Origin of the sequence: Agrobacterium salinitolerans (genome assembly GCF_002008225.1) — a bacterium.
In the GTDB taxonomy this organism is placed as follows: domain Bacteria; phylum Pseudomonadota; class Alphaproteobacteria; order Rhizobiales; family Rhizobiaceae; genus Agrobacterium; species Agrobacterium salinitolerans.
The window spans coordinates 118,187-141,389 of the sequence record NZ_MRDH01000037.1; the positions used below are offsets into that span (position 1 = coordinate 118,187).

Annotated in this window: 23 protein-coding genes and 1 riboswitch; of the genes, 9 read left to right on the plus strand and 14 right to left on the minus strand. The window is 60.3% G+C overall.

The features are described 5' to 3' along the window. Window positions 1-111: 111 nt before the first annotated feature. From BS627_RS20875 to BS627_RS20900, 6 genes are all read right to left on the minus strand, one after another. On the minus strand, window positions 112-1,107 hold the full coding sequence (locus BS627_RS20875; protein ID WP_077985074.1) for a FecR family protein: 996 nt from the start codon (window positions 1,105-1,107) through the stop codon (window positions 112-114). Between the two features lie 110 nt (window positions 1,108-1,217). Then, the gene (locus BS627_RS20880) at window positions 1,218-1,718 is read right to left on the minus strand and encodes an RNA polymerase sigma factor (RefSeq protein ID WP_077985075.1); all 501 of its coding nucleotides are present in this window, start codon (window positions 1,716-1,718) and stop codon (window positions 1,218-1,220) included. 190 nt (window positions 1,719-1,908) lie between these two features. After that, the gene (locus BS627_RS20885; protein ID WP_077985076.1) at window positions 1,909-2,661 is read right to left on the minus strand and encodes an ABC transporter ATP-binding protein; all 753 of its coding nucleotides are present in this window, start codon (window positions 2,659-2,661) and stop codon (window positions 1,909-1,911) included. Next, complete coding sequence (locus tag BS627_RS20890) at window positions 2,655-3,722, minus strand: FecCD family ABC transporter permease (RefSeq protein ID WP_077985077.1); 1,068 nt, start codon at window positions 3,720-3,722, stop codon at window positions 2,655-2,657. Before BS627_RS20890 ends, BS627_RS20885 begins: the two co-directional genes overlap by 7 nt. After that, window positions 3,719-4,858: an ABC transporter substrate-binding protein gene (locus tag BS627_RS20895; RefSeq protein ID WP_077985078.1), complete on the minus strand. Its 1,140-nt coding sequence runs from the start codon at window positions 4,856-4,858 to the stop codon at window positions 3,719-3,721. The genes BS627_RS20890 and BS627_RS20895 overlap by 4 nt, the downstream gene beginning before the upstream one ends. Window positions 4,859-4,954: 96 nt before the next feature. Then, the gene (locus tag BS627_RS20900) at window positions 4,955-6,088 is read right to left on the minus strand and encodes an ABC transporter substrate-binding protein (RefSeq protein WP_077985079.1); all 1,134 of its coding nucleotides are present in this window, start codon (window positions 6,086-6,088) and stop codon (window positions 4,955-4,957) included. A gap of 113 nt (window positions 6,089-6,201) precedes the next feature. Between BS627_RS20900 and BS627_RS20905 the strand changes: the two genes are divergently transcribed. Next, entirely contained in the window at window positions 6,202-7,026 is an 825-nt protein-coding gene (locus BS627_RS20905; RefSeq protein WP_077985080.1) for a class I SAM-dependent methyltransferase, read from the plus strand. Window positions 7,027-7,038: 12 nt separating this feature from the next. On the opposite strand, the gene BS627_RS20910 is transcribed toward BS627_RS20905, so the two are convergent. The 5 genes from BS627_RS20910 to BS627_RS20930 all read right to left on the minus strand — a co-directional run bounded on the left by BS627_RS20910 (window position 7,039) and on the right by BS627_RS20930 (window position 11,679). Continuing rightward, window positions 7,039-7,518, minus strand: coding sequence for a pseudoazurin (locus BS627_RS20910; RefSeq protein WP_077985081.1), 480 nt, complete (start codon window positions 7,516-7,518; stop codon window positions 7,039-7,041). Continuing rightward, window positions 7,515-8,315, minus strand: a complete 801-nt coding sequence (locus BS627_RS20915; protein ID WP_077985082.1) for an ABC transporter ATP-binding protein — start codon at window positions 8,313-8,315, stop codon at window positions 7,515-7,517. Before BS627_RS20915 ends, BS627_RS20910 begins: the two co-directional genes overlap by 4 nt. Then, the gene (locus BS627_RS20920) at window positions 8,312-9,265 is read right to left on the minus strand and encodes a FecCD family ABC transporter permease (RefSeq protein WP_374637545.1); all 954 of its coding nucleotides are present in this window, start codon (window positions 9,263-9,265) and stop codon (window positions 8,312-8,314) included. The genes BS627_RS20915 and BS627_RS20920 overlap by 4 nt, the downstream gene beginning before the upstream one ends. 71 nt (window positions 9,266-9,336) lie before the next feature. Beyond that, window positions 9,337-10,368: an ABC transporter substrate-binding protein gene (locus BS627_RS20925; protein ID WP_077985084.1), complete on the minus strand. Its 1,032-nt coding sequence runs from the start codon at window positions 10,366-10,368 to the stop codon at window positions 9,337-9,339. A 158-nt stretch (window positions 10,369-10,526) separates the two neighbouring features. Continuing rightward, window positions 10,527-10,761, minus strand: a riboswitch (cobalamin riboswitch). Between the two features lie 39 nt (window positions 10,762-10,800). After that, window positions 10,801-11,679 carry a GNAT family N-acetyltransferase gene (locus BS627_RS20930; RefSeq protein ID WP_077985085.1) on the minus strand — a complete coding sequence of 293 codons (879 nt, stop codon included), beginning with the start codon at window positions 11,677-11,679 and terminating at the stop codon, window positions 10,801-10,803. Between the two features lie 203 nt (window positions 11,680-11,882). Here BS627_RS20930 and argE point away from each other — a divergent pair, with 203 nt between their 5' ends. The 6 genes from argE to BS627_RS20960 all read left to right on the plus strand — a co-directional run bounded on the left by argE (window position 11,883) and on the right by BS627_RS20960 (window position 18,521). After that, complete coding sequence (gene argE, locus BS627_RS20935; protein ID WP_077985086.1) at window positions 11,883-13,007, plus strand: acetylornithine deacetylase; 1,125 nt, start codon at window positions 11,883-11,885, stop codon at window positions 13,005-13,007. A 23-nt stretch (window positions 13,008-13,030) separates the two neighbouring features. After that, on the plus strand, window positions 13,031-13,954 hold the full coding sequence (locus BS627_RS20940) for a 2-hydroxyacid dehydrogenase (RefSeq protein WP_077985087.1): 924 nt from the start codon (window positions 13,031-13,033) through the stop codon (window positions 13,952-13,954). Window positions 13,955-13,981: 27 nt separating this feature from the next. Then, the gene (locus tag BS627_RS20945) at window positions 13,982-14,338 is read left to right on the plus strand and encodes a cupin domain-containing protein (protein ID WP_077985088.1); all 357 of its coding nucleotides are present in this window, start codon (window positions 13,982-13,984) and stop codon (window positions 14,336-14,338) included. Window positions 14,339-14,527: 189 nt separating this feature from the next. Beyond that, window positions 14,528-15,991: an aldehyde dehydrogenase family protein gene (locus tag BS627_RS20950; protein ID WP_077985089.1), complete on the plus strand. Its 1,464-nt coding sequence runs from the start codon at window positions 14,528-14,530 to the stop codon at window positions 15,989-15,991. 13 nt (window positions 15,992-16,004) lie between these two features. Then, window positions 16,005-17,048: a tartrate dehydrogenase gene (locus BS627_RS20955; protein WP_077985090.1), complete on the plus strand. Its 1,044-nt coding sequence runs from the start codon at window positions 16,005-16,007 to the stop codon at window positions 17,046-17,048. A gap of 15 nt (window positions 17,049-17,063) precedes the next feature. Further along, complete coding sequence (locus tag BS627_RS20960) at window positions 17,064-18,521, plus strand: NAD-dependent succinate-semialdehyde dehydrogenase (RefSeq protein ID WP_077985310.1); 1,458 nt, start codon at window positions 17,064-17,066, stop codon at window positions 18,519-18,521. Window positions 18,522-18,614: 93 nt separating this feature from the next. On the opposite strand, the gene BS627_RS20965 is transcribed toward BS627_RS20960, so the two are convergent. Genes BS627_RS20965 through BS627_RS24655 form a run of 3 tightly spaced genes read right to left on the minus strand, consistent with a single transcriptional unit; the run spans window position 18,615 to window position 20,929 of the window. Then, a complete protein-coding gene (locus tag BS627_RS20965; protein WP_077985091.1) occupies window positions 18,615-19,889 on the minus strand; it encodes an NAD(P)/FAD-dependent oxidoreductase in 1,275 nt (424 codons plus the stop codon). Between the two features lie 15 nt (window positions 19,890-19,904). After that, window positions 19,905-20,573 carry a haloacid dehalogenase type II gene (locus BS627_RS20970; protein ID WP_077985092.1) on the minus strand — a complete coding sequence of 223 codons (669 nt, stop codon included), beginning with the start codon at window positions 20,571-20,573 and terminating at the stop codon, window positions 19,905-19,907. After that, window positions 20,570-20,929 carry a hypothetical protein gene (locus BS627_RS24655; protein ID WP_165691333.1) on the minus strand — a complete coding sequence of 120 codons (360 nt, stop codon included), beginning with the start codon at window positions 20,927-20,929 and terminating at the stop codon, window positions 20,570-20,572. Before BS627_RS24655 ends, BS627_RS20970 begins: the two co-directional genes overlap by 4 nt. Here BS627_RS24655 and BS627_RS20975 point away from each other — a divergent pair. Next, entirely contained in the window at window positions 20,894-21,730 is an 837-nt protein-coding gene (locus tag BS627_RS20975) for a GNAT family N-acetyltransferase (RefSeq protein WP_077985093.1), read from the plus strand. The genes BS627_RS24655 and BS627_RS20975 overlap by 36 nt on opposite strands. Before the next feature lie 14 nt (window positions 21,731-21,744). Continuing rightward, on the plus strand, window positions 21,745-23,118 hold the full coding sequence (locus BS627_RS20980; protein ID WP_077985094.1) for an aspartate aminotransferase family protein: 1,374 nt from the start codon (window positions 21,745-21,747) through the stop codon (window positions 23,116-23,118). Window positions 23,119-23,203 lie beyond the last annotated feature (85 nt).

The following is a 23,203-nucleotide window of genomic DNA, read 5'->3' on the forward strand; positions in this document are numbered from 1 at the left end:
TTGACCGGATTACTCAACAAAAAGACGATTGCCTCGTCGATTTTTTTCAGGATTTCGGAAGAAATTTTATAAATCACTGAAAATAAATATGATTTTTTGTTTTGGAATGTTTCAGAAACGGGTGATGATGCGGGCACTGTCCCCAATCGCATGCACCTTGCCCTTATAGGGTTCCACCAGGGCTTCCAGCGCGCGATCCGGGTCGCGCAGATCGTAAAACCCTGTCACTCTCTGCTCGGCAAGTCGCTTGTCGGCCATGGTAAGCCACGCCGGATGGTAACGCTGGATCTGCTCCACGACCGAGCCTATCGTCGCATCGACCACATAGAGTTCGCCATTGCGCCAGCCGCCAATATCCTCGACGGAAACGGTCTCTTTGCGGATCGCGCCGGAAGCGTCGACGATCAGCATCTCGCCCGGCACGAGCCGCGTTGGCGGCGCATTACGGAAGGACGCCTCCACGGAACCGTGCGCCAGCGCCACCTGGGTTACTCCATCCGTCAGGTCGACGTCGAAAGCCGTGCCCAGCACCTGAACGGTCAGGTTTTTTGCCTTCACGACGAAGGGACGCGTTTTATCCGGCACCACGTCGAAAAAAGCTTCCCCCTTCAACACCGTGACATTGCGACGGCCATCCGTGAAATCCGCTGAAAGCGCACTCGCGGCGGCGAGCTGCACTTTGCTGCCGTCTTCGAGGGTGATCGTGCGGCTTTCAGCAGTGGTGGTCTGATAGTCAGCCTGCAAGCGAACGAAAAATGCCGGAACGAACAGCACCGCAAGACAGAGCGAGGCCGCCGCCACGGCCGCGCCGGCATAGCGCCGCCCGGACCAGCGCCGCCGCTGCGGCTTTATCGCGGCCTTGCCCGGCAGATGCGGGGCACCTTCCCAGAGGCTCTTGAATTCTGGCTCCACCAGTCCGAGGTTTCGCCACGTCCTGCATGTTCGTTCCCAGGCGAGACGGTTTGCCGGCTCTGCCCCCAGCCATTGCTCAAATTCCGCCTTCAGCCGCGATTCCGCCGAGCCGGACTGCAAACGCAGCAACCAGTCGGCCGCCTCTTCCGCCTTACCGGCCGGCAATTCAGTTTTTTTCTCTGGATCAATGGTCATTGAACCGGGCCAGTTCCTTTGGGGCGCGCAGCAGGAGCGTCGTCTTCTGCATTGTTATAAAGACGTTTAACGAAGAGATTTTTTTCACAAGGTGGGACAATCGGGACTATTTACTTCATTTCTCTGGTGATCGCGGCAATGCTGCCCTTGATCAGACGGTGTGCGCTGGCCACGGATACGCCAAGGTGACGCGCAATCTCCTCCATATTGTAACCACCGAATCTGTGCATTTCCAACGCCACTCTTGCCTGAACCGGCAGGCCGGCCAAAACAGTCCGCATCTGGCGGACTTCATCGCAGAAAAGGGCGTGTTCCTCCGGCGTGCCATTGTCCTGCGGCACACCCCAGAACGGCGTATCGTCCGGCCGTTCGCGAATGTCCTGGCGGCTGCGCCGGCGATTGTCGAGGGCAAGATTGCGAACGATACGAAAGAGATAGGATTTGAGATTGGCGGGATTACCGGAGGCCTCGGGAACGAATTTCAGGAACGCTTCCTGAACCACGTCCTCCGCATCCGCCCGCGACCCCAATATGACGGTGGCGTATTTGATCAGGTCGACCCTATGCGCGACGTAAGCGTTATAACGCTTGTCATCTTCCCGTATGCCCATGTCTCAACCGAGAGAAATTTGAGGGGATCGACGAAACCTGCCGTCCGCCGAGTGGCCGCGCAGTTTTGCCGTTCAAAGCTCTAGCATTCAAACCATGGCTCGAACAGATATTTCATGACTATTATCATCAAGAATTTGTGCAGGCCGCATCGAGCGGACCCGGCAGCAAGGGCGGCCGGGCTTTGACCTGTCAGATGGCCCCGTCGACGATAACCATCGGCCTACCCTGCGAGCAGGGCTCGATACGCGCATCGATGCGATAGATATCGCGCAGCATCTCCGGGGTTATAACCGCCTCCGTGCTGCCGCTCACCACCATTTCACCGCGCGCGATCACCATCGTATTTTCGCAATAACGAAGTGCATGGTTGAGGTCATGCAGGGCGATCAGCACGATCATGCCGGTCTTCTGCGCCAGATCGGTGACGAAACCCAGGACCTCGATCTGCCGGTGAAGATCGAGCGCAGAGGTCGGCTCGTCCATCAGCAGCACTTCCGGCTTGCGCGCCAGCGCTTGCGCCAGCGACACAAGCTGCCGCTGGCCCCCGGACAATTCGCCAAGCCCGCGGAAGGCCAGATCGTGGATTTTCAGCGCCTTGAGAATGGCGTCGATCTCGAACAGCTCATCGTCGTGAACCCGCCAGCCGCCGCCCTGCTTGGCGGAAAGAAGTATGGATTCATAGACCGTCAGCACGGCGTTGGCGCCGGTATCCTGCGGCATATAGCAGATGGCGCGGTTGCCGCGCGCCGTGTCCGACAATTCGACCAGACCCGGACCGGAAATCAGGCTGGCGATGCGCTTGAAGAGCGTGGACTTGCCGGCCGCGTTCGGGCCGATCACGGCCGTAACACTGCCGCTTTGCAGCGTATCGATGCCAACCTTGGAGAGTACCGTGATGCGCCCATAGGCGGCGCCGACATCTTTCAGTGCGAGCGCTACCATGCGCGTCTCCTGTTACCGAAAATGAGCGCGAAGAAGAATGGAACGCCGACAAGCGCCGTGATGACGCCGATCGGCAGGATCGCGCCGGGAATGAGGATTTTACTGATGACCGAGGTAGCCGACAGAAGCAGAGCCCCGCAGATGATAGAACCGGGCAGGAAGAAGCGTTGGTCCTCACCGACAACCATGCGGGCGATATGCGGACCGACCAGCCCGACGAAGCCGATGGTGCCGACAAAAGAAACAGGAATCGCCGCCAGAAGACTGACCGTCAGCATGGTCGACAACCGCAGACGGCGCACATTGATGCCCATGCTGGCCGCCTTGTCATCGCCGAGCCTCAGCGCCGTCAACGCCCAGGCATTGCGCATGAACAGCGGCACGGTGACGAGGAGAATGGCGCCGGTGATGTAAACCTTTTCCCAAGTCGCTTTCGTAAGGCTGCCCATTGTCCAAAACACGACGGCAGCGAGCGCCTGTTCGGACGCCAGATATTCGAGCAGGGACAGCGCCGCATTAAAGGTGAAAACCAGCGCGATGCCGAGCAGAACGATGGTTTCCACCGTTACGCCGCGCATCGTTGAGGCGAAATGAATGAAGAGAGCCGCAATCATCGCCATAATGAAGGCGTTGATGGGCACCATATACTGCACGGCTCCCGGAAAGATCGCCACGCCGCCGACAAGCGCCAACGCCGCGCCGAAGCTTGCGGCGGCGGAAATGCCGAGTGTGAAAGGGCTTGCAAGCGGGTTGGACAGAATTGTCTGCATTTGTGCGCCGGCAACAGAAAGCGACGCTCCGACGGTAACCGCCATCAGCGCGATCGGCATGCGAATGTCCCAGATCACCACCCGAAGCTGGTTACCGACCGCCGCCGGGTCGGCAACGGTCGCCAGAACCTCTGATAGCGTGTAGCGGGCCGGGCCGAGCGCCATGTCTGCGGCCAGGCTGAAGCACAGCGCGATAAAAAGTCCGAAAAGGATAATGATCCTGCGCGCGGCAAGAGCGCGATATTGATCGCGCCCACTCATGCCAACTGCGCTTTCATTCAGCGACGTCATTGGTTCAAACCTTTGTCGAGCGAGGCGAAATAGCCCGGCTTGTAGGTGATGGGGAGGAATTTGCGGTGAAACTCCTCAAAATTCCTTTCCGGATCGAGATCGGCGAAGAGATCGGGATGAAACCACTTGGCGAATTGCTGGATCGGGAAGAATTCGTAGGGCGCGCCATAGAACTGGTGCCAGACGGCATGGACATTGCCTTCCTTCACGGCCTTCAACTCCGGAAACGGCGTGCGCTTCATCAGGTTGGCAAGTCTCTCACGGGAAAGAACCATATCCGCACCGCGTCCGACCGGAACGAACTGGTTGATGTCGGATTCGGCTGCCCAGTTGGAGCCGGTGACGATGACCTGGTCCGGATCGGCAATCACGAGCTGTTCGGGATTGAGGTCGCCGAACGTCGTCTTGATGATGCCGTCGGCAATGTTTTGGCCGCCGGCGAGATCGACCATCGCGCCGAAATTGACCGGTCCGAAAGTGCGGCAGCAATTGTTTTCGCCGGAAATGCCGGGGGCGCGTTCAATGAAGACGTTCGGGCGTTTCAGGTCCTTGACGCTGGCGAGCCGGTCGGTCACGCGGGCGATTTCGGCGCGGCGATAGGCGATGAATTCCTTCGCACGCTCTTCGGCGCCGAACAGCTTGCCGAGAATTTCAACCGAGGCTTCGCTGTTCTTTTCAGGATCGATGCGGAAATCGAGATAGATGACCTTGATACCGGCGGCGGCGGCCTTGTCTTCAAAACCGCTTTCCTTCGCGGACTTCTCAGCCTCCAGATTGAGGGTGATCACATCTGGCGAAAGGGTGATGGCGGTTTCGAGGCTGAAATCGCCCTGCGGCACATAGCCGAAACGCGGCAGTTTCTCGATCTGCGGAAAACGCTCGACATAAGCGGCATAGCTGTCGGGATCCTTCTTGAGAAGATCGTCACGCCAGCCGACGATGGTATCGAAGGTCTTGTCGCCCTTGAGCGCAGCGATCACATGCACCTGGCGGGCCTCACCGACGATGATGCGCTTGGCCGGCAGGTCCAGCTCGACCTTGCGCCCGGCGACGTCGGTAATCTCCCCGGCATGTGCCGTCATGGCGAGAAGGGAAAATGCCAGCACCGCAAGATGCCTGAGAGCGTTGAGCCGCATGAGAAATCCTCACTGAGTTCCTAAGCAGAACGATGAAGCCGCAGCGCTGCGGCTTCATCCATCGATCGGACGGCGCTCCCCTTCACCGTCCCTGAATTACTTCCCGTCCTTCAGCGACACGAAGTAGCCGGGCTTGTAGTCAAGCGGCAGGAAGCGCGCATGCAGCTCCTTGAAGGTGGCCTCGGGGTCGAGGTCCTTGAAGAGATCCGGATGCAGCCATTTGGCAATTTCCTGAATGGCCACGAACTGATAGGGATTGTTGTAGAACTGATGCCAGATGGCGTGGACATTGCCGTCCTTCACCGCCTGCACGCCGGTGAAAGCTGGACGCTTGGTCAGGTTTTCAAGCTTGCGATGGGCTTCCTTCAGATCCGCGCCATAACCGACGCCGACCCAGTTGCCGCCCGGAACATAACCGTTCCAGTTGCCGCCGGTGATGATGATCTGTTCTGGATTGGAGGCGATGATCTGTTCCGGGTTGACGGTGCCGAAGGTGCCGGGAATGATGTCCTTGGCCATGTTGATGCCGCCGGCAAGCTCCACCATCTTGCCGAAATTCTCGTTGCCGAAAGACATGCAGCAATCGTCGGAGTAACCGCCGGCGCGCTCCATGAACACGACGGGCTTCTTCGGATTGGCCTTTTCCAGCGTATCTGTGACCTTGGCGATGGAGTCGGCGCGGAACTTGATGAAGTCCTCGGCGATCTTTTCCTTGCCCGTCAGCTGGCCCATGAGGCGCATGCTCGGCTCGGTGTTTTCCATCGGCTTTTCGCGGAAGTCGACGTAGACCAGCGGAATGCCGACCTTGGCGAGCTTCTCGATATAGCCCGCTTCTTCGGTCGCCGTCTTGGCGTCGATGTTCATCAGGATCACGTCAGGCTTCAGTGCGACAGCCTGTTCTATGTCGAAGGTGCCGTCTTTCATGCCGCCGAAAGTCGGCAGCTTGGCAATCTCAGGATATTTCGCGAGATAGGCTGCATAGGTTTCCGGGTCGGCTTTCGCCAGGTCGTCGCGCCAGCCAACGACGTGCTGGAAAGGATTTTCCTTGTCGAGCGCAGCCAGGAAATAGATCTGACGGCCTTCGCCGAGGATCACATGCGAAACGGGCACATTGACTTCGACATCGCGGCCCGTCACATCCTTGACGGTGACCTTTTCGGCGAAAGCCGGCCATGCGGCGGATACGAGAAGGCCAAGGGCAAGTGCCGCGGATTTGGCTGAAATGCGCATCGGATATTGCTCTCCAGTGTTGACTGGCGCGGCTGTATTATTTTCTGACTGTACTAGTCAACATTTATGTTTTAGAGCCATTCTTAACTGACCGGTATATGAGTTTAAGGCCGATGATCGATACTACCCAATATGGCAAGAACGACAGTCTGAGAGACGAAATCAAATCCTATTGGTCCGGCCGCGCCGCGACTTTCGACCTTTCCCCCGGACATGAAATTTTCTCCCAAGACGAGCGCGAGGCCTGGCACGCGCTTATCTTGAAACATCTCGGCCACGGAGAAGGCCGCAAGGCGCTCGATCTTGCCAGCGGCACCGGCGTCATCTCGCACCTGATGGACGATCTCGGTTTTCAGGTCACCGGTATGGACTGGTCGGAGACGATGCTGGGGCTTGCCCGGGAAAAGGCAAAAAGCCGTGGGCGCAGCATCCGCTTTTTTGTCGGCGATGCCGAAAATACGATGGAGCCGGATGAAAGCGCCGACGTCATCATCACCCGCCATCTGGTCTGGACGCTGGTGGACCCGCAGGCAAGCTTTGCCGAATGGTTCCGTGTTCTGAAACCCGGCGGGCGGCTTCTGATCGTCGACGGCGATTTCGTGAATACCGGCTGGCGCGAAAAGCTGGTGAAGAAACTGGCCACCGGCCTGGAGAGCATCGGCCTCGTCAAACCGGACCAGCCGCACAAGCCGGCGGACCCGGAAAATACCTTCAACAGCATTCTTTCCCGCGTTTATTTTTCGAAGGGCGCAAGGGCCGGCGATGTCGCGGCGCTGTTGCGTGCGGCTGGCTTCGAACCTGTTGCAATCGATCAGGAGCTTCAAGCCATTCACCGCGCCCAGGCGAAAAACTTCAGCCTGCTGAAAGGCATTCTGCGCGGGCTGCAGCACCGTTATGCGGTCTGCGCGGTGAAGCCGGGTGTTTCCGTAAAGGGGTGAGGCGGTATCCCTTTATTTTTCCGCCTGCTCGAAGAGGTCCTCGAACCTTGGCTTTGCCCGGACGGGCACGTCCACAGTCCGGTAGCTCTGCGGCAGGGTGGCCTCGCCGACCTTGATCAGCATGACCATGCCCATGCCATAATGCGGCGAGCATTTGATGCCGTAAAAGCCCGGTTTTTCAAAGCCGGTCTCAAATTCGTCATTGATCCGGCTCTTGAAACCCTCGACACCTTCTGGAACCATGCCGTCAATGGTCGCGGCATTGTGGCTCTTGTGGGTCGGCACGAAGCGCACGCGGTCACCGGGGGCGATCTCGAGAAAATCGGGCTCGAACACCATCGGGCCTTTTTCGCCCCTGTTCATCATCTTCACCTCGAAGGTCTCGGCCAAAGCGTGAAGGGGAAACCCTGCGGCCGAAACGGCGATTGCGGCAGCGGCACAAAACCGTCTGGCCTTTGCAGCAGAGCTTGCGAACGTAATGACTGTCATCATCGTGCCAATACTTTCCTTGCATGCTCGGCCCGCCCATGGGCCGGCAAAAAACGAATATGGGAAAAGCCCCCCTCATCCGTGGTGACCACGCACTCCACCCCGAAGACGGCGGCTATTGTCGCCGGTGTCAGCACCTCGCGCGGCGGACCGACCGCGATCATCTCGCCCCGGTGCATGATGGCGACGCGGTCACAGAACATGGCGGCGTGATTGAGGTCGTGCAGCGCCGCTACAACGGTCAGGCCTTGTCGGCGCACCAGATCGAGCAGGCCGATCTGGTGACCTATGTCGAGATGGTTGGTCGGCTCGTCCAGAAGCAGGACATGCGGCTCCTGCGTCAACGCGCGGGCGATATGCAGGCGCTGCCGTTCGCCGCCGGAAAGATGGTGCCAGCTGCGCTCCGCCTTATCAGCCATATCCACATTGGCGAGTGCTGCGTCAACGATGGCGTCATCCTGCTGCGACCAGGCGGAAAGCGGCCCGAGGTAGGGCGTGCGTCCAAGCTCCACGGCCTGTCGTGCGGTGATGCGTTCGGTGGTTTCAGCCTGCTGCTCAACGAAGGCGAGCCGGCGGGCAAGGTCTCGCCGTCCCAGCGAGGCAAGCGGTTCATCTCCGAGCGTAACGTGACCCCGGCGCGGCTTGCGAATGCCTGCCAGCATGGAGAGCAGCGTGCTTTTGCCGGAACCGTTCGGTCCGATGACACCGAGAAACTCACCGGAACCGACATCGAGTGAAACGCCGCGCAAGATGTCTATATTGCCGGCGTGGAAATGCAGGTCGTGGGCGGACAGTTTCATGAACGCCCCCTCTTCTGCCCGAGGATGAAGGCAAAGGCGGGCGCGCCGACGAGCGCGGTGATGACGCCGATGGGCAGCACCTGGCCCGGAATGACGATGCGAGAGAGAATATCCGCGACGATCATGAAAACCGCGCCGGTCAGCGCCGTCACCGGCAGCAAGATACCATGGCGAACGCCGACGAAGATGCGCGCAGCATGCGGAATGACGAGGCCCACGAAGCCGATGGAGCCGACCAGCGACACCATCGCAGCCGTCATGATCGCCGAAACCGAGATCAGCACGGTATAGACCCAGCGCACCGGAATACCGAGCGAGGCTGCGGCCTGACCGCCGAATGCGAAGGCATCGAGCGCCCGCGCGTACCAGAGACAAACGATAAGGCCCGCAAGGCTGACCGGTAGCGCCAGCCAGACATCCGGCCAGCGCACGCCGGAAAGATTGCCGAGCAGCCAGAACATGATACCGCGCGCCTGTTCAGCATTGGCGGATTTGGTGACGATGAAGGAGGTCATGGCGTTGAACAGTTGCGAACCGGCAACGCCCGCCAGAATGATGGCGCTGTTGCCATGCCCCGCCCGCACGGCCAGAAGGCTGACCAGCGAAAAAGCGACAAAAGCGCCGATGAGCGCGCCCGCCGGCATCGTCAGAAAGCCCGCGCCGAAGCCCAGAAGTGCCACGGCGACGGCACCGGTGGAGGCCCCAGCGGAGATGCCGAGAATATAGGGATCGGCAAGCGGATTGCGTAAAAGAGATTGCAGCACTGCTCCGGCGAGCGCCAGCGACGCCCCGCAGCAAGCGGCAACAACGGCGCGGCTGAGGCGGTAACTCCAGACGATGCCTTCATCCAGCGGTTCAAGCGGATAACCCGCATGGAAAACGCGGTTGGCAATCGTCTTTGCTACAACATCCAAAGGGATGGCAGTCTCGCCGATGGCCGCCCCGGCCATCAGCGCGACGAGCAGCAGGGCGAGCGCGGCAAATGCCAGCCCCGCCCTACCAAGATGGGTGGTGAAACGGTTCACTTGGCGAGGCCAGCGGCCGAAATCGCCTCGGCCAGCGTTTCAATACCTTCGATGGTTCGAATGGTCGGGTTCATCGCCTGTGCATCCATCTCGAACACATGACCTTCCTTGACGGCGGGCATGATGCTGGCCACGGGATCGGTGGCGAGGAACTTCAACTTGACGGCGATGTCGTCGGCGGGGAAACGGCGGCGATCCATCTTGCCGGCGACGATGATGGACGGATTGGCCTTGGCGATGGTTTCCCAGCCGACGGTCGGCCATTCTTCATCGCTTTCGATGACGTTCTTTAACCCCAGCGCGGACATGATGTAGCCGGGAGCGCCATTGCGACCTGCGACATAGGGATCGATATCCAGCTCGGCGCTCGAGAACCAGAAGACGGCGGAAAGCTTGCCATTGGCTGAGGCGATCTTGGCACGGGCGGCTTCTTCACGCTTCTTCAGGTCGGCAACGACCTCTTCACCGCGGTCCTGCACGTCGAAGATTTTGGCGAGGTCGCGGACTTCCTGATAGATCAACTCCATGGTGAAGCCGGTGTTGCGTACACCATCACCACCGCCGGAATTGTCCTTGCCGACGCAATCGGCAGGCGAGGTATAGACGGGAATACCGAGTTCGGCGAATTGCGCCGGCGTTCCGACAACACCCTCGGGACCGATCTGCCACTGGAACTGCGTCGTGACAAGGTCCGGCTTCTTGCCGACGACCGCCTCGAAGCTCGGATCATTATCGGCCAGTCGCTCGACCTTGGCATTGGCCTCCTCGTAGCCCTTCAGAACCGGACCGATCCACAGCGCCGTGCCGACGACCTTGTCCGCAACGCCAAGCAGGTAAAGAACCTCTGTCGTGCTCTGGCCAACGGAAACGGTGCGGGTGGGCGCCTGCTTGAAGGTGATCTCCTGACCGCAGCTGTTGATTGTCAGGGGATAGGTGGTTTCGGCGGCATTGGCGCCGACCACAGGCAAAACCGAAAGCACGGTTGCCAGAAAGCCGGCGTGAACCGGCAGGCGTCTAGAATGAAACATGTGTTCTCCAGTCGAAAGTAAAACTTATTCCAGAGCAGCAGGCGTCAGAACGCGCAGCAACAGCGGGACGTCTTGTACGGAGAACGGTAATAGGACGCAAACGAAATGTTATGAAATAACATTACAAAATCCTCCTCCGGGCTTCCCCGCCCGTAACGATGGTTCATATTTTGACGGCAGGTCTCCTGGCTCACGGATTTGCGTCTCTCATCTGCCTTCCCGTATTCCGAAAAATACAGTGGCATGACGCCTTGAAGCGTCACGGGGATGAACGACAATCCGCTTACAGTTGCGGGGGCAGCCACGGCATTGGGCGAAAAAGATCGCCCGCACCATGTTCCCTATTAATCCCTTCGCCTTTCGGCTGCAGGAACCGTCGCTTTCTCACATAAGGGGCAAGAAGCGGGGCGTCAATTGCGATAGTGCCGCACCTCAGCACAAAGACGGGCCTGCCAGGGCGAAAATCATTGCGGAACCGCAGCCTGCCGGTTGCGGCGCGCCTTTCGACATGGTGGTGAGCGTTTCGATCACCACCAGCCCGGATTGCGCCAGGAAGTCGGTCAGAAGACCGCTGTCACGAACGGCATCAAGACGGACAAGCTGACCGCCCAAATCGGAAAAATGCCGCCTGACCAGCGCGATGGCCGCCGTTTCGTCGCCCGCAACGACCGGGCCGACAATATGGCCCCGCCCCGCTGCGCGTCGCAATGCAAATGCCTCAAGACGATCCGCCTCAAACAGGCCATAACCTTCGTCTTCCCGCAGGAGACGCTGCAGGACGCGCCGGCGCGAGACACCGAAAGCCGTCTCATCCAGATCCGCAACAGCGGACAAATGGTCCTCCGAAAGTGGCTCGATCCTCTGTTTTCTTCCAAGCGCCGGCATCTCGGCAAGGCAGCGCGCCTTGCCCCGAAGGAGATGTACTTTTTCCGTCTCTCCGGCAAAACCCAGCCCGGCAAACAACCGCCTCGACTCGTCCGTGGCGTTGAGCCTCAGGGATATGGCAGGGAATTTCGCCAGAAGCAGCCGCACCAGCCATGGTGCCACGCCCTGCCCCTGAAGGCGCGGCGAAACGATGACCATGCCGAGCGTCGCAAAACCCTCATCATAGCGAAACAGCATCGCAGTTGCGAAAACGCGGTCGATTTCGTCAAGCGCGGCAAGACCGACGCCACATTGACGCAGGAAACACCATTCATTCGCGTGATATCGCCACCCGACAGCCATGGAGAGGGCGTGCAGATGATCGGCCTCCACATCGGCGATATCCACGGTTCGCAACTCGAAACTATCGACCTTGAGCAGCTCCATGACAAACGGCTCTCATTTCCTCCGGCGCGGAACCTTGATCCCGGCAACCCAGCCCACGACATCCGAAGATAACCAGCCTTGCCGGCAGGAATTTTCCGAAAGCGCTGGAAGGACACAACAATCTACTGAAATCACCCCTATTTCAGCAGATAAACGCCGCAGGCCGCTCTAAGCTTTTCGGCGTTGAAGCGACGGAGACAGCCATGAACGCAATCGACATTCTGGAGCGTCTTGTCGGCTTCCCATCGGTCGTCGGAACCGCCAATGGCGATATCGCCGGATGGATCGCCGATTATCTGGAAAGCCACGGCGCGAAAGTATCGCTGCTTGCCGGCCCGGAGGGCGACCGCGTCAATCTCTTCGCGAGCTTCGGCCCGACGGATGTCGCCGGATACATCCTATCCGGCCATATGGATGTGGTACCTGCCGGTGAGCCGGAATGGTCCTCCGATCCCTTCACGCTGAGAGCCGAAGGCGAGTGTCTTTACGGGCGCGGAACCACGGACATGAAAGGTTTTCTTGCCACGGTTCTCGCCGCTGCACCGGCATTTTCGCGCATGGCGTCGAAGCGGCCCGTGCATATTGCCTTTTCCTATGACGAGGAGGCGGGCTGTCGCGGCGTGCCGCACATGATCGCCCGATTGCCGGAACTATGCGCAAAACCGGCGGGCGCGATCATCGGCGAACCGAGCAATCTGCGCGCCGTGCGCGCCCACAAGGGCAAGGCCGCCGCACGCATCACTATTCGCGGCTGCTCCGGCCATTCCTCACGGCCGGATCAGGGCGTGAACGCCATTCATCTGATGACCGGCATCATGGCAAAGGCGGTCGAGACCGCACGGGCTCTCACGGAGGGGCCCTTCGAAGCGACGTTCGAGCCGCCCTATTCCTCCCTGCAGATCGGCACGGTGAAAGGCGGACAGGCGATCAATATCATCCCCGATCTCTGCGCCATCGAACTGGAAGCGCGGGCAATTGCCGGGGTATCGCCGGTGGCTCTGCTCCAGCCGGTGCGCGACGGCGTCGAAGCGCTTGCCGCCGAGGGCATCGATATCGAATGGACGCCGATGAGCGATTATCCGGCTCTGTCCCTTGCCGCCAATGCACCGCTCGTGAAGCTTCTGGAAGAATTGACCGACGCGCCATGCATCGCCGCCGTCAGCTACGGCACAGAGGCCGGGCTTTTTCAGGCGACTGGCATCGACGCTATCATCTGCGGCCCGGGCGATATCGGCCGCGCCCACAAGCCGAACGAATTCATAACGGTCGGTGAACTGTCGGCTTGCCAGTCAATGCTGGAAACACTGGCGAACCGCTGCACGGTTTAAACCTTCGGAACCACGGATTTCAGATGACTTTCTTCTTCAATTCCGACGCGAAGCGCGGCGAGATTTTCCGGCAGGCTCTGGCCCGCGACTTGCCGGAACTGCCTTTTTCGATGGATGCAGCCAGCGTTGATCCGGATGCGGTTCGATACCTCATCACCTGGACTGTACCTGATGATATCGGCCGCTACCGCAATCTCGAAATCCTGTTTTCCATCGGTGCTGGCGTCGATCAGTTCCACATCGAAGCCGTCCCTGCGCATGTAAAAGTCGTGCGCATGGTGGATGACGGCATCATCCGCATGATGCAAGAATATGTGAGCCTCGGTGTGCTGGCGCTTCACCGCAACCTGCCGGTTTATTTGAAGCAGCAGCGCCAGCAACTCTGGAAGGCCCTGCCGCAGCGTCAGGCGGAAGAGTGCCGGGTGGGCGTTCTCGGCCTCGGCATGCTGGGCGTTGCGGCGCTGGAACAGCTGAAACCCTTCGGATTTCCGCTTTCTGGCTGGAGCCGCTCACCGCGCGAGATCGACGGCGTGACCTGCCATCATGGGGAAACCGGATTGGCCACCATCCTCTCGACAAGCGATATTCTCGTTTGCTTGCTACCGCTGACCGAAGAGACCACCGGGCTTTTGAACGGCGAACGTCTGGCGATGCTGCCCGAGGGCGCGGGGCTGGTTCATGCCGGGCGCGGCAAACAGCTCGACCACGACGCCCTTATCGATGCGCTGGATCGGGGCTTGCTTTCGGGCGCGATGATTGACGTCACCGATCCGGAACCGCTTCCGGAAAACCATGCCTTCTGGACCCATCCGAAAATTCTCCTGACGCCGCATATCGCCAGCGTCACCCAGCCGCATTCGGCAGCGCGCACCGTTGTCGAGAACATCAAACGATACCAGTCCGGTCTCGAGCCGCTCGGCCTCGTTGATCGTAACCGCGGATACTAACCCACACCGTTCCAGGAAAGGACACCCATGCCGCTTCTCAAGACCATAGACACCAATCCCGCCTTCGAACCCAAGGCCTCCAAGGCCCTGCCTGAACGCCTCATCGCCGGCGATCCGGCCTTCAAGACCTGGGCGCTGGACGAAGCCCGCAACGGCACCGTCCACACCGGCATCTGGGAAGCCACCCAGGGCGAAACCCGATCCATCAAGGGCGAGACCTTCGAATTCTGCCATATTCTCGAAGGCGTCATCGAAATCACACCGGAGGGCGGCGCGCCGCTGCGTTACACGGCGGGCGACAGCTTCGTCATGAAGCCGGGTTTCGTCGGCGTGTGGAAGACCATCGAGACCGTGCGCAAGATTTACGTCACCGTGAACGGATGAGCTGAGATCCTGCATTCCGGCATCGCCCGTGAGGGTTTGTGCCGGGAAAATACCGGCGGACACACGCACCGAAGATTGCGCTGTCCGCCGGCGGCAAAACAGGATTTTCGTTCACCGCCCCCACCGCAGTCGGTCGATGCTGCTTGCCATCAGGGACTAGGTTTGAGGCATCTCCACAGAGGGTTTCCCATGACGCTCAGCTTCGATCCAGACAGCCTGTCCTTGCCGATCGGCCATTTCATCGGCGGTCAGCTGATCCCGGCTCAAAACGGCATCGACATGCATCGCCCTTCGGACGGCGTCGAATATGCCGGCTGCCCCAGGGCGGATGCCGCGCTGGTCGATGAAGCGGTGCAGACTGCCAAGGCCGCGCTGAAAAGCAGCAACTGGGGTGGCGTGCGCCCGCGCGAACGCACGAAGGCCCTGCAGCGCTGGGCCGACCTGATCGAGCAGGAAGCCGAGACCCTGGCGAAGATCGAAGCGCTGTCCTCCACGCGGCCCGTCGGCCAGCTGATTGCCGGGGACATTGCCGTGACCGCCGAACAGATCCGCTTCTTCGCCGAATTCGCCGACAAGGAAGGCGGCGATCTCGTACCGACCGACGATACGAGCCTCGGCATGATCATGACCGAACCCTATGGCGTGGTCGGCGCGATTACCCCTTGGAATTTCCCCGTCTCCATGGCGGGCTGGAAACTCGGCCCGGCGCTCGCGGCCGGCAATGCCGTGGTGCTGAAACCATCGGAAATGACGCCTTTCTCCAGCATTTTCATGGCTGAACTGGCCATCAAGGCCGGCCTGCCCGCCGGCCTCATCAACATCGTACTCGGCGACGGGCCCGTGACGGGCAACGCCATCACCGGCCATCCCGAGATTTCCAAGGTCAGCTTCACCGGCTCAACCGCCGCCGGTGCCGCCATCATGGCCAATGTCGCCCGCACCGGCATCAAGCCCATGACGCTGGAACTCGGCGGCAAAAGCCCGCAGCTGGTCTTTGCCGATGCCGATATTGAAAAGGCGGCAGCAGCGATCGCCGGCAATATTCTTTCCAATGCGGGACAGGCCTGTGTCGCCGGCTCGCGCATCATCGTTGAGGAAAGTGCGGCCGACGCCCTTTGCGCCGCGATCATCGCCCGCATGAAAACGGTGAGGCCCGGCCCGACCTGGGATGAGACGACGCAATATTCCCCGATCATCTCCGAGGTGCAGCGCAAGCGCATCGATGGCATCGTGCAGGCGGCGGTCGCCCATGGCGGCGAATGCCTGACGGGTGGCGCAGTGATGGATGGCCCCGGCTATTTCTATCAGCCGACGCTGATCGCCAATGTCGACCAGACCTCCCCTGCCGTCACCGAGGAAATCTTCGGGCCGGTGCTGACACTACAGACCTTCCGCACGGAAGAAGAGGCTCTGGCGCTTGCCGATCATCCGACATACGGTCTGGCGGCGGGTCTTTTCAGCCGCGACGTCTCGCGTGTCCTGCGACTGTCGCGCGCGATCCAGGCCGGAACGATCTGGGTCAATCGTTACGGGCGTTCGCGCGACCACATATTGCCGACCGGCGGTTACAAACGCTCCGGCATCGGCAAGGATCTCGGACGCGCGGCCTATCTCGCCAACCGCAAGAGCAAAAGCGTCCTTATCGGACTGTAACAGGGGAATTCTCTTGAAAACGCATCGCATCGCACTCATTCCCGGAGACGGCATCGGCCAAAGCGTGACGGACGCGGCGTGGCAGGTCCTCAATGCCGTCGCCCAAACCTCCGGTTTTGCGCTCGAAGGAACCGAATTCCCCTGGTCCTGCGCCTTCTACAAGGAAACCGGGTCGATGATGCCGAAGGACGGCATCGAAACGCTGCGCGGCTTCGACGCCATCATGCTCGGCGCGGTCGGCTGGCCGGCGGAAGTGCCTGACTCGGTGTCGCTGCACGGTCTACTGCTGCCGATCCGCAAGGCTTTCGTGCAATATGCCAATATCCGCCCGCACCGGCTGCTGCCCGGCGTGCAAGGGCCCTTGAAGGCGGACGGCTTCGATATTCTCTGCATCCGCGAAAACACGGAAGGCGAATATTCCGGCGCTGGCGGGCGTGTGCATCAGGGCACGGACGACGAGGTCGCCGTCGAAACCTCGATCTTCACCCGCAAGGGTGTGGAGCGAATCCTGCGCTTCGGTTTCGAACAGGCGCAAAAACGTCGCGGCAAGCTCGCATCCATCACCAAGTCCAATGCCCAGAAATATTCGATGGTGTTCTGGGACGAGGTGACCCATAAGCTCGCGGCGGAGTATCCAGATGTCGAGGTCACGAGCTACCACATCGATGCCATGGCGGCGCGCATGGTGATGGCGCCGGAAAGTCTCGATGTCGTGGTCGCCTCCAACCTCTTCGGAGACATTCTGACCGATCTCGGCGCGGCCATTCAGGGCGGTCTGGGTTTTGCCGCCTCCGCCAATATCAATCCCGACCGCAGCGCGCCCTCGATGTTCGAGCCGGTGCACGGTTCCGCCCCTGATATCGCCCATCTCGGCATCGCCAACCCCATCGCCGCCATCTGGTCCGGCGCGATGATGCTGGAGCATCTTGGCGAAAAGGATGCGGCAGCAAGGATCATGACGGCGCTGGAAACGGCGACCGCTCGCGGCATCGGCACCGTGCCGGGCAAGGACAAGACGGACACCATCACCGCCGCGGTTCTCGCGGCACTCGCCTGATTTCGGAGACTTATGATGCAAGGCTTGAAGGACAAGGAACTCTTTCGCCAGACGGGCTTGATCGGTGGCGCATGGAAGGCGGCAGCATCGGGCAAGGTGGTGGATGTCATCGATCCGGCGACACAGGCGGTTATCGGCACCGTGCCTGATATGGGCGGCGCGGAAACCCGCGCGGCAATCGAGGCTGCCAACGCGGCCTTCGGTCCATGGAAGAAAAAGACCCATGCGGAGCGTGCCGCCCTTCTGGAAAAATGGTTTGCGCTGATGATCGAGAATATCGACGATCTCGGCCTGCTCCTCACCATCGAACAGGGAAAACCGCTTGATGAGGCCAAGGGAGAAATCCGCTACGGCGCATCCTTCGTCAAATGGTTTGCCGAAGAGGCCCGGCGCATCGGCGGCGGCACCATCCCCTCACCGACGCCAGACAGGCGCATCGTGGTGCTGAAGGAGCCGGTCGGCGTCTGCGGCATCATCACGCCATGGAATTTCCCGAATGCGATGATCACCCGCAAGGTCGCGCCGGCACTCGCCACCGGCTGCACCGTCGTTATCAAGCCTTCGGAATTCACGCCCTATTCGGCCTTGGCGCTTGGCGTGCTCGCCGAACGGGCGGGCATCCCCGCAGGCGTCATCAACATCGTCACCGGCATGCCGACTGATATCGGCAATGAAATCATGGCCAACGAGACGGTTCGGAAAATTTCCTTCACCGGTTCCACCCGCGTCGGTTCGCTGTTGATGCGCGGCGCTGCGGACAGCATCAAACGGCTGTCGCTGGAACTGGGCGGCAATGCGCCTTTCATCGTTTTTGACGATGCCGATCTCGATCTCGCCGTTGAAGGTGCGTTGGTTTCGAAATTCCGCAATGGTGGCCAGACCTGCGTCTGCGCCAACCGGATTCTGGTGCAGTCTGGCGTTTATGACGCCTTTGCGAAGAAGCTGGCGGATCGCGTCGACGCCATGCGCGTTGGCCCCGGAACGGAAGCGGGCGTTTCCATCGGCCCGATGATCAACCAACCGGCCATCGCGAAAATCCGCGCCCATATCGATGACGCCGTCTCCAAGGGTGCCACGATCATCACCAAGCCGCGCAATCTGCCTGATGGTCCGCAATATACAGCGCCCGTGGTGCTGACGGGCGCAACGACGGCGATGCAGCTGGCGAGCGAGGAGACTTTCGGACCGGTCGCTCCGCTCTTCCGCTTCGAGACGGAAGAAGAGGCGCTCGCCATCGCCAATGGAACACCCTTTGGCCTTGCCGCCTATTTTTACACCGAGAACCTCAAGCGCGCCTGGCGCGTGGGCGAAGCGCTGGAATTCGGCATGGTCGGCCTCAATACCGGATTGATCTCCACAGAGGTCGCCCCTTTCGGCGGCGTCAAGCAATCCGGTCTCGGCCGCGAGGGCGCGCAGATCGGGATCGAAGAATATCTGGAAACCAAGGCCTTTCATATCGGTGGGCTTGCCTGACGCCCACTTCTTTCCTCCCCGCCTAAAGGGCCGCTCTGCGGCCCTTCTTTTTTGCAGATGCAACAAAAAAGCGGCCCGGAGGCCGCTCTTGAATTATCGAAACGTGTCGAGCATCTTGTAATAATAGCCTACCAGCGGCAGGAACCAGGGCTTTCCGAAGTGCCCCGGCACCGCCGGCCAATCCAGCCCTTTTAGCGGGTTCCTGTCCGGCCGTCCCAGAATGGCGTCAGCCATGATCATGCCGAGATGGGTGGAAAGCTGTGCGCCATGGCCGGAATAGCCCATGGCGTACCAGACACCGTCATGAAAACCGGCGCGCGGATAACGGTCCTTGGTCATATCGACCAGTCCGCCCCAGCAATAATCGATCGGCACATGGGCAAGCTGCGGGAAGATGCGATGCAGGCTTTCAGTCAGGATCGCACCGCTCTTGGCGTCGGAACGCTGGTCCGATGTCGCGGAAAAACGGGCGCGGCCGCCGAAAATCAAGCGATTGTCCGGCGCCAGACGGAAATAATTGCCGATATTCATGGTATTGACGTAGGTTCGGTTGCCCGGAACCGAAGCCTTGATCTCGGCATCCGTCAGCGGCCGCGTGGCGATGATGAAACTGCCGACCGCGATGATGCGGCGGCGGAAATAACCAAAGCCGGAAGGCGTATAGGCACCGGTCGCGACCAGAACATTGTCGGCCGTCACCTTGCCGCGCGGGGTTTCCAGCTCATGGAGCTTGCCGTTCTGAGTATGCTTCGTCACGGCAGCATTTTCGAAGATCACCGCGCCATGCCGGCTGGCGGCTTCGGCAAGACCGGCGACATAACGGCCCATATGCATCATGGCGCTTTTTTTAGAGAGCATCGCGCCGTAGAAAGGCGAGCCGATTTCCGCCTTCAGATCAGCGGCGGACAAAAGCGCCGTATCAGGATCGACCTCGGCGTGAACGGCTTCGAAATTCCTGGCAAGTCCTTCGAAATGCTGTGGTTTCGATGCCATTTTAAGCTTTCCGGCGCGCCGGAAATTGCACTCGATCCCCTCCTCCGCAATCAGCGCCTCCAGCGTATCGATGGAGGAATCGAGCGCCTGGTAGAGCGCGATGGCCCGCTCCTTGCCGAGTTCCGCTTTGGCGGAGAGATAGGAATGGGCAAGGCCATTGTTGAGATGGCCACCGTTGCGGCCCGAAGCGCCCCAGCCCACGCGCTGCCCTTCCAGAACGACGACGCGCGCACCGGCTTTCACAAGCTGGCGCGCGGCACCGAGACCCGTGAAGCCGCCACCGATGACGGCCACATCATAATGGCCTTCGACAGGACCTTGCGCCGCCCCCGCAAAGAGGGGCGCCGTGTCGTGCCAATAGGAGACGAGCTTCATGATCAATGTCCTCTCTTACAGTCCGACAACGCCAGCAAGGCCGGAAATATCGGCAATTTCCGTGTAACCGTAATAGGGGTTTGCAGGTTCATGGCCACGGTTAACCCAGACCTTGTTCTTGATGCCGAGATCGTGCGCCGACATCAGATCGTAGCGGAAGGAGGACGACACATGCAGGATGTCCTCCGGGCCGCAACCGAGCATGTCGAACATATATTCGAACGCCTTGAAATGCGGTTTGTAGGCCTGTGCCTGTTCGGCCGTATAGACGGCATGGAACGGTGCGCCGAGTTTTGCAACATTCGACATGATCTGTGAGTTCATGGCGTTGGACAGAATGACCAGCGGAATCTCCTTGGCGACCTTTGAAAGACCCGCCGGAACGTCCGCATGCGGCCCCCAGGTCGGAACCCGCTCATAGACCATTGCCGCATCCTCGTCCTTGAAAGCGACACCATTGCGCTTGCAGGTGCGCGACAGGGCATTGTGAACGACCTCTGCGTAGGGCTTCCAGTCATGCATGACCTCATCAAGACGATAGGCGGAAAAATTCTTGATGAATTCCTCCATCTCCGCTTCTCCCAGACGATCACCGTAGAGATCGCGGGCAGCCTCTGCCATCTGGAAATGAATGAGCGTGCCGTAGCAATCGAAAGTGATGTATTTCGGGCGGAAGATTGTCATCTCGTCGTCATCCTTGCTTGGGGATTGGTGGTGGCTGCAATAATCAGATCATAGATGCCTTTGTCCGATCGGCGCACCGCAATTGCTGTTCGCGGAAGCAGATTGTTGCGTATCCAGCCGCCAGTTTGGCAGAGAGTTGCGCCGGGGCGGACTGGCAGATCCCCCTCTCCGGCACTCCGGACCGATGCGAACAAGACGCGGCATAAGATGCGGCGGCGGATAAAAGCAACAGCGAAACATATCGAACCTTCCCATTTGTCGGGACAATCTTCTTTCGGCATCGGTCTATCAATGAATAAGCAGAACAAGGGAGTACCGGCATGCAGGCGAGCCTGATCGATATCCAAACGTTTCAACCGGACCACCTCGACGCGGCCGTTGAACTTTCCCGCCAGGCCGGATGGCCGCACCGGAAAGAGGACTGGGCCATGGTCCTTTCCATCAGCAAGGGTTTCGTCGCCGTTGAGAACGGCCGCGTCGTCGGGACCGCAATGGCGAGCCTGCTCGGCGACAGTTGTGCCACGGTGAATATGGTGATCGTCGATGAGGCGATGCGTGGCCGCGGCGTCGGCCGTCAGTTGATGCAGGCGGCGCTGGCAGCAGCAGAAAATCGGGAATGCCGTCTGACGGCGACGTCCGACGGGCTGCCGCTCTACGAAAAAATGGGCTTTGTTGCCTGCGGCCAGGTGCTTCAGTATCAGGGTGTTCCACTCGCCACCGACAAACCGGCTGGCGTTGCATGGGCAGACAGGGTTGAGCCAGCCGAACTTGCAGTGATTGATGCGCAGGCCTTTGGTGCAGATCGAGGCAACCTATTTGTAGAGCTTGCAGAGAGGGCGCGCTTTGCACTCGTGCAGGAGCAAGGCGTCACCAAGGGTTTTGCCGCCCTGCGCGCCTTCGGACGTGGCGAAGTCATCGGCCCCGTCGTGGCGGAAAATGTTGAAATTGCGAAAGATTTGATTGCTTTCGTCATTTCCGAACGAGCCGGTGAATTCCTGCGTTTGGACACCACGGTCGATACGGGTCTTGCCCCCTGGCTTGCCGAACACGGCCTTGCCCATGTGGGTGGCGGCATCGCCATGCGCCGGCCGAAAGCCGACATCTCAGCCGACAAACAATTCAAAACATTTGCATTGACCAGCCAGGCACTCGGCTGAATCCGGAGAGACCCATGTTAAGCAATTCACTGATCGAACTGGATCGCGCCCATCTGGTGCACCCCGTCTCCTCCTTCCGCGGCCATGAAAAACTCGGCGTGCGGGTGCTGAAATCGGCAAGCGGCGCCACCGTCACCGACATGACCGGCCATCAGTTGATCGATGGTTTTGCCGGCCTGTGGTGCGTCAATGCCGGTTATGGTCACGACAGCATCGTTGAAGCGGCGGCAAAGCAGATGCGGGAATTGCCCTATGCGACGGCCTATTTCGACATTGGCAGCGAACCGGCGATCCGGCTCGCCTCCGAGCTTGCCGACCGCGCGCCGGGCGATCTCAACCATGTCTATTTCACGCTTGGCGGTTCCGATGCGGTGGACAGCACCATTCGGTTCATCCGCTACTACTGGCATGCCAAAGGTCAGCCGCAACGCGACCAGTTCATCTCCATCGAACAGGGTTATCACGGCTCCACCACCGCCGGTTCGGGCCTCACCGCCCTGCCCACTTTCCATGCCGGTTTTGGCGTGCCCTACGACTGGCAGCACAAAATCCTGTCGCACTACGCCTACCGTAACCCGGTGGGAAGCGACCCGGCCGCCATCATCGCATCCTCCCTGCAAATCCTGAAGGACAAGATCGAGACGATCGGTCCGGACCGTGTCGCCGCCTTCTATGCGGAACCGATCCAGGGTTCCGGCGGGGTTCTCGTACCGCCTCCCGGCTGGATCAAGGCCATGCGCGACCTCTGCCGGTCCTATGGCATCCTCTTCGTCGCCGACGAGGTCATCACCGGCTTTGGCCGGACGGGGCCGCTGTTTGCCTGCGCTGACGAGGATATCGTGCCGGACTTCATCACCACCGCCAAGGGCCTCACCTCCGGCTACGTGCCGATGGGCGCCGTCTTCATGGCGGACCACGTCTATGATACAATAGCCGACTTCGCAGGCGAGGCCGCAATCGGGCACGGCTACACCTATTCCGCCCATCCCGTCAGCGCCGCCGTCGGTCTCGAAGTGCTGAAACTTTACGAGGGCGGGCTGCTGGAAAACGGCCGCCGCGCCGGCCAAAGGCTGATGGCCGGGCTTGAGAGCCTGAGAAGCCATCCGCTGGTCGGCGATGTCCGCGGGCGCGGCATGCTCGCCGCCCTCGAACTCGTGACAGACAAGGACAGGAAGACGCCCTTGCCGACCGCGGCCGCCCCCGCGCGAAAAGTTTTCGACCGCGCTTGGGAAAACGGCCTGATCGTGCGTGCCTTTGCGAACGGTATTCTGGGTTACGCGCCGCCGCTCTGCTGCACCGACAGCGAGATCGACGCCATCATCGAGCGGACGCTGAAGACCCTCGATCAGACGCTCGAAGACCCCGCGGTGCGGGCCGCCATGGCCTGAGGCTATAGCCGGGAGGCGTTGCGCCACCCTCTCGAAATGTCGCAACGCACCGCATATTCGCAATATTCTGCCGAAGAGCTATTCC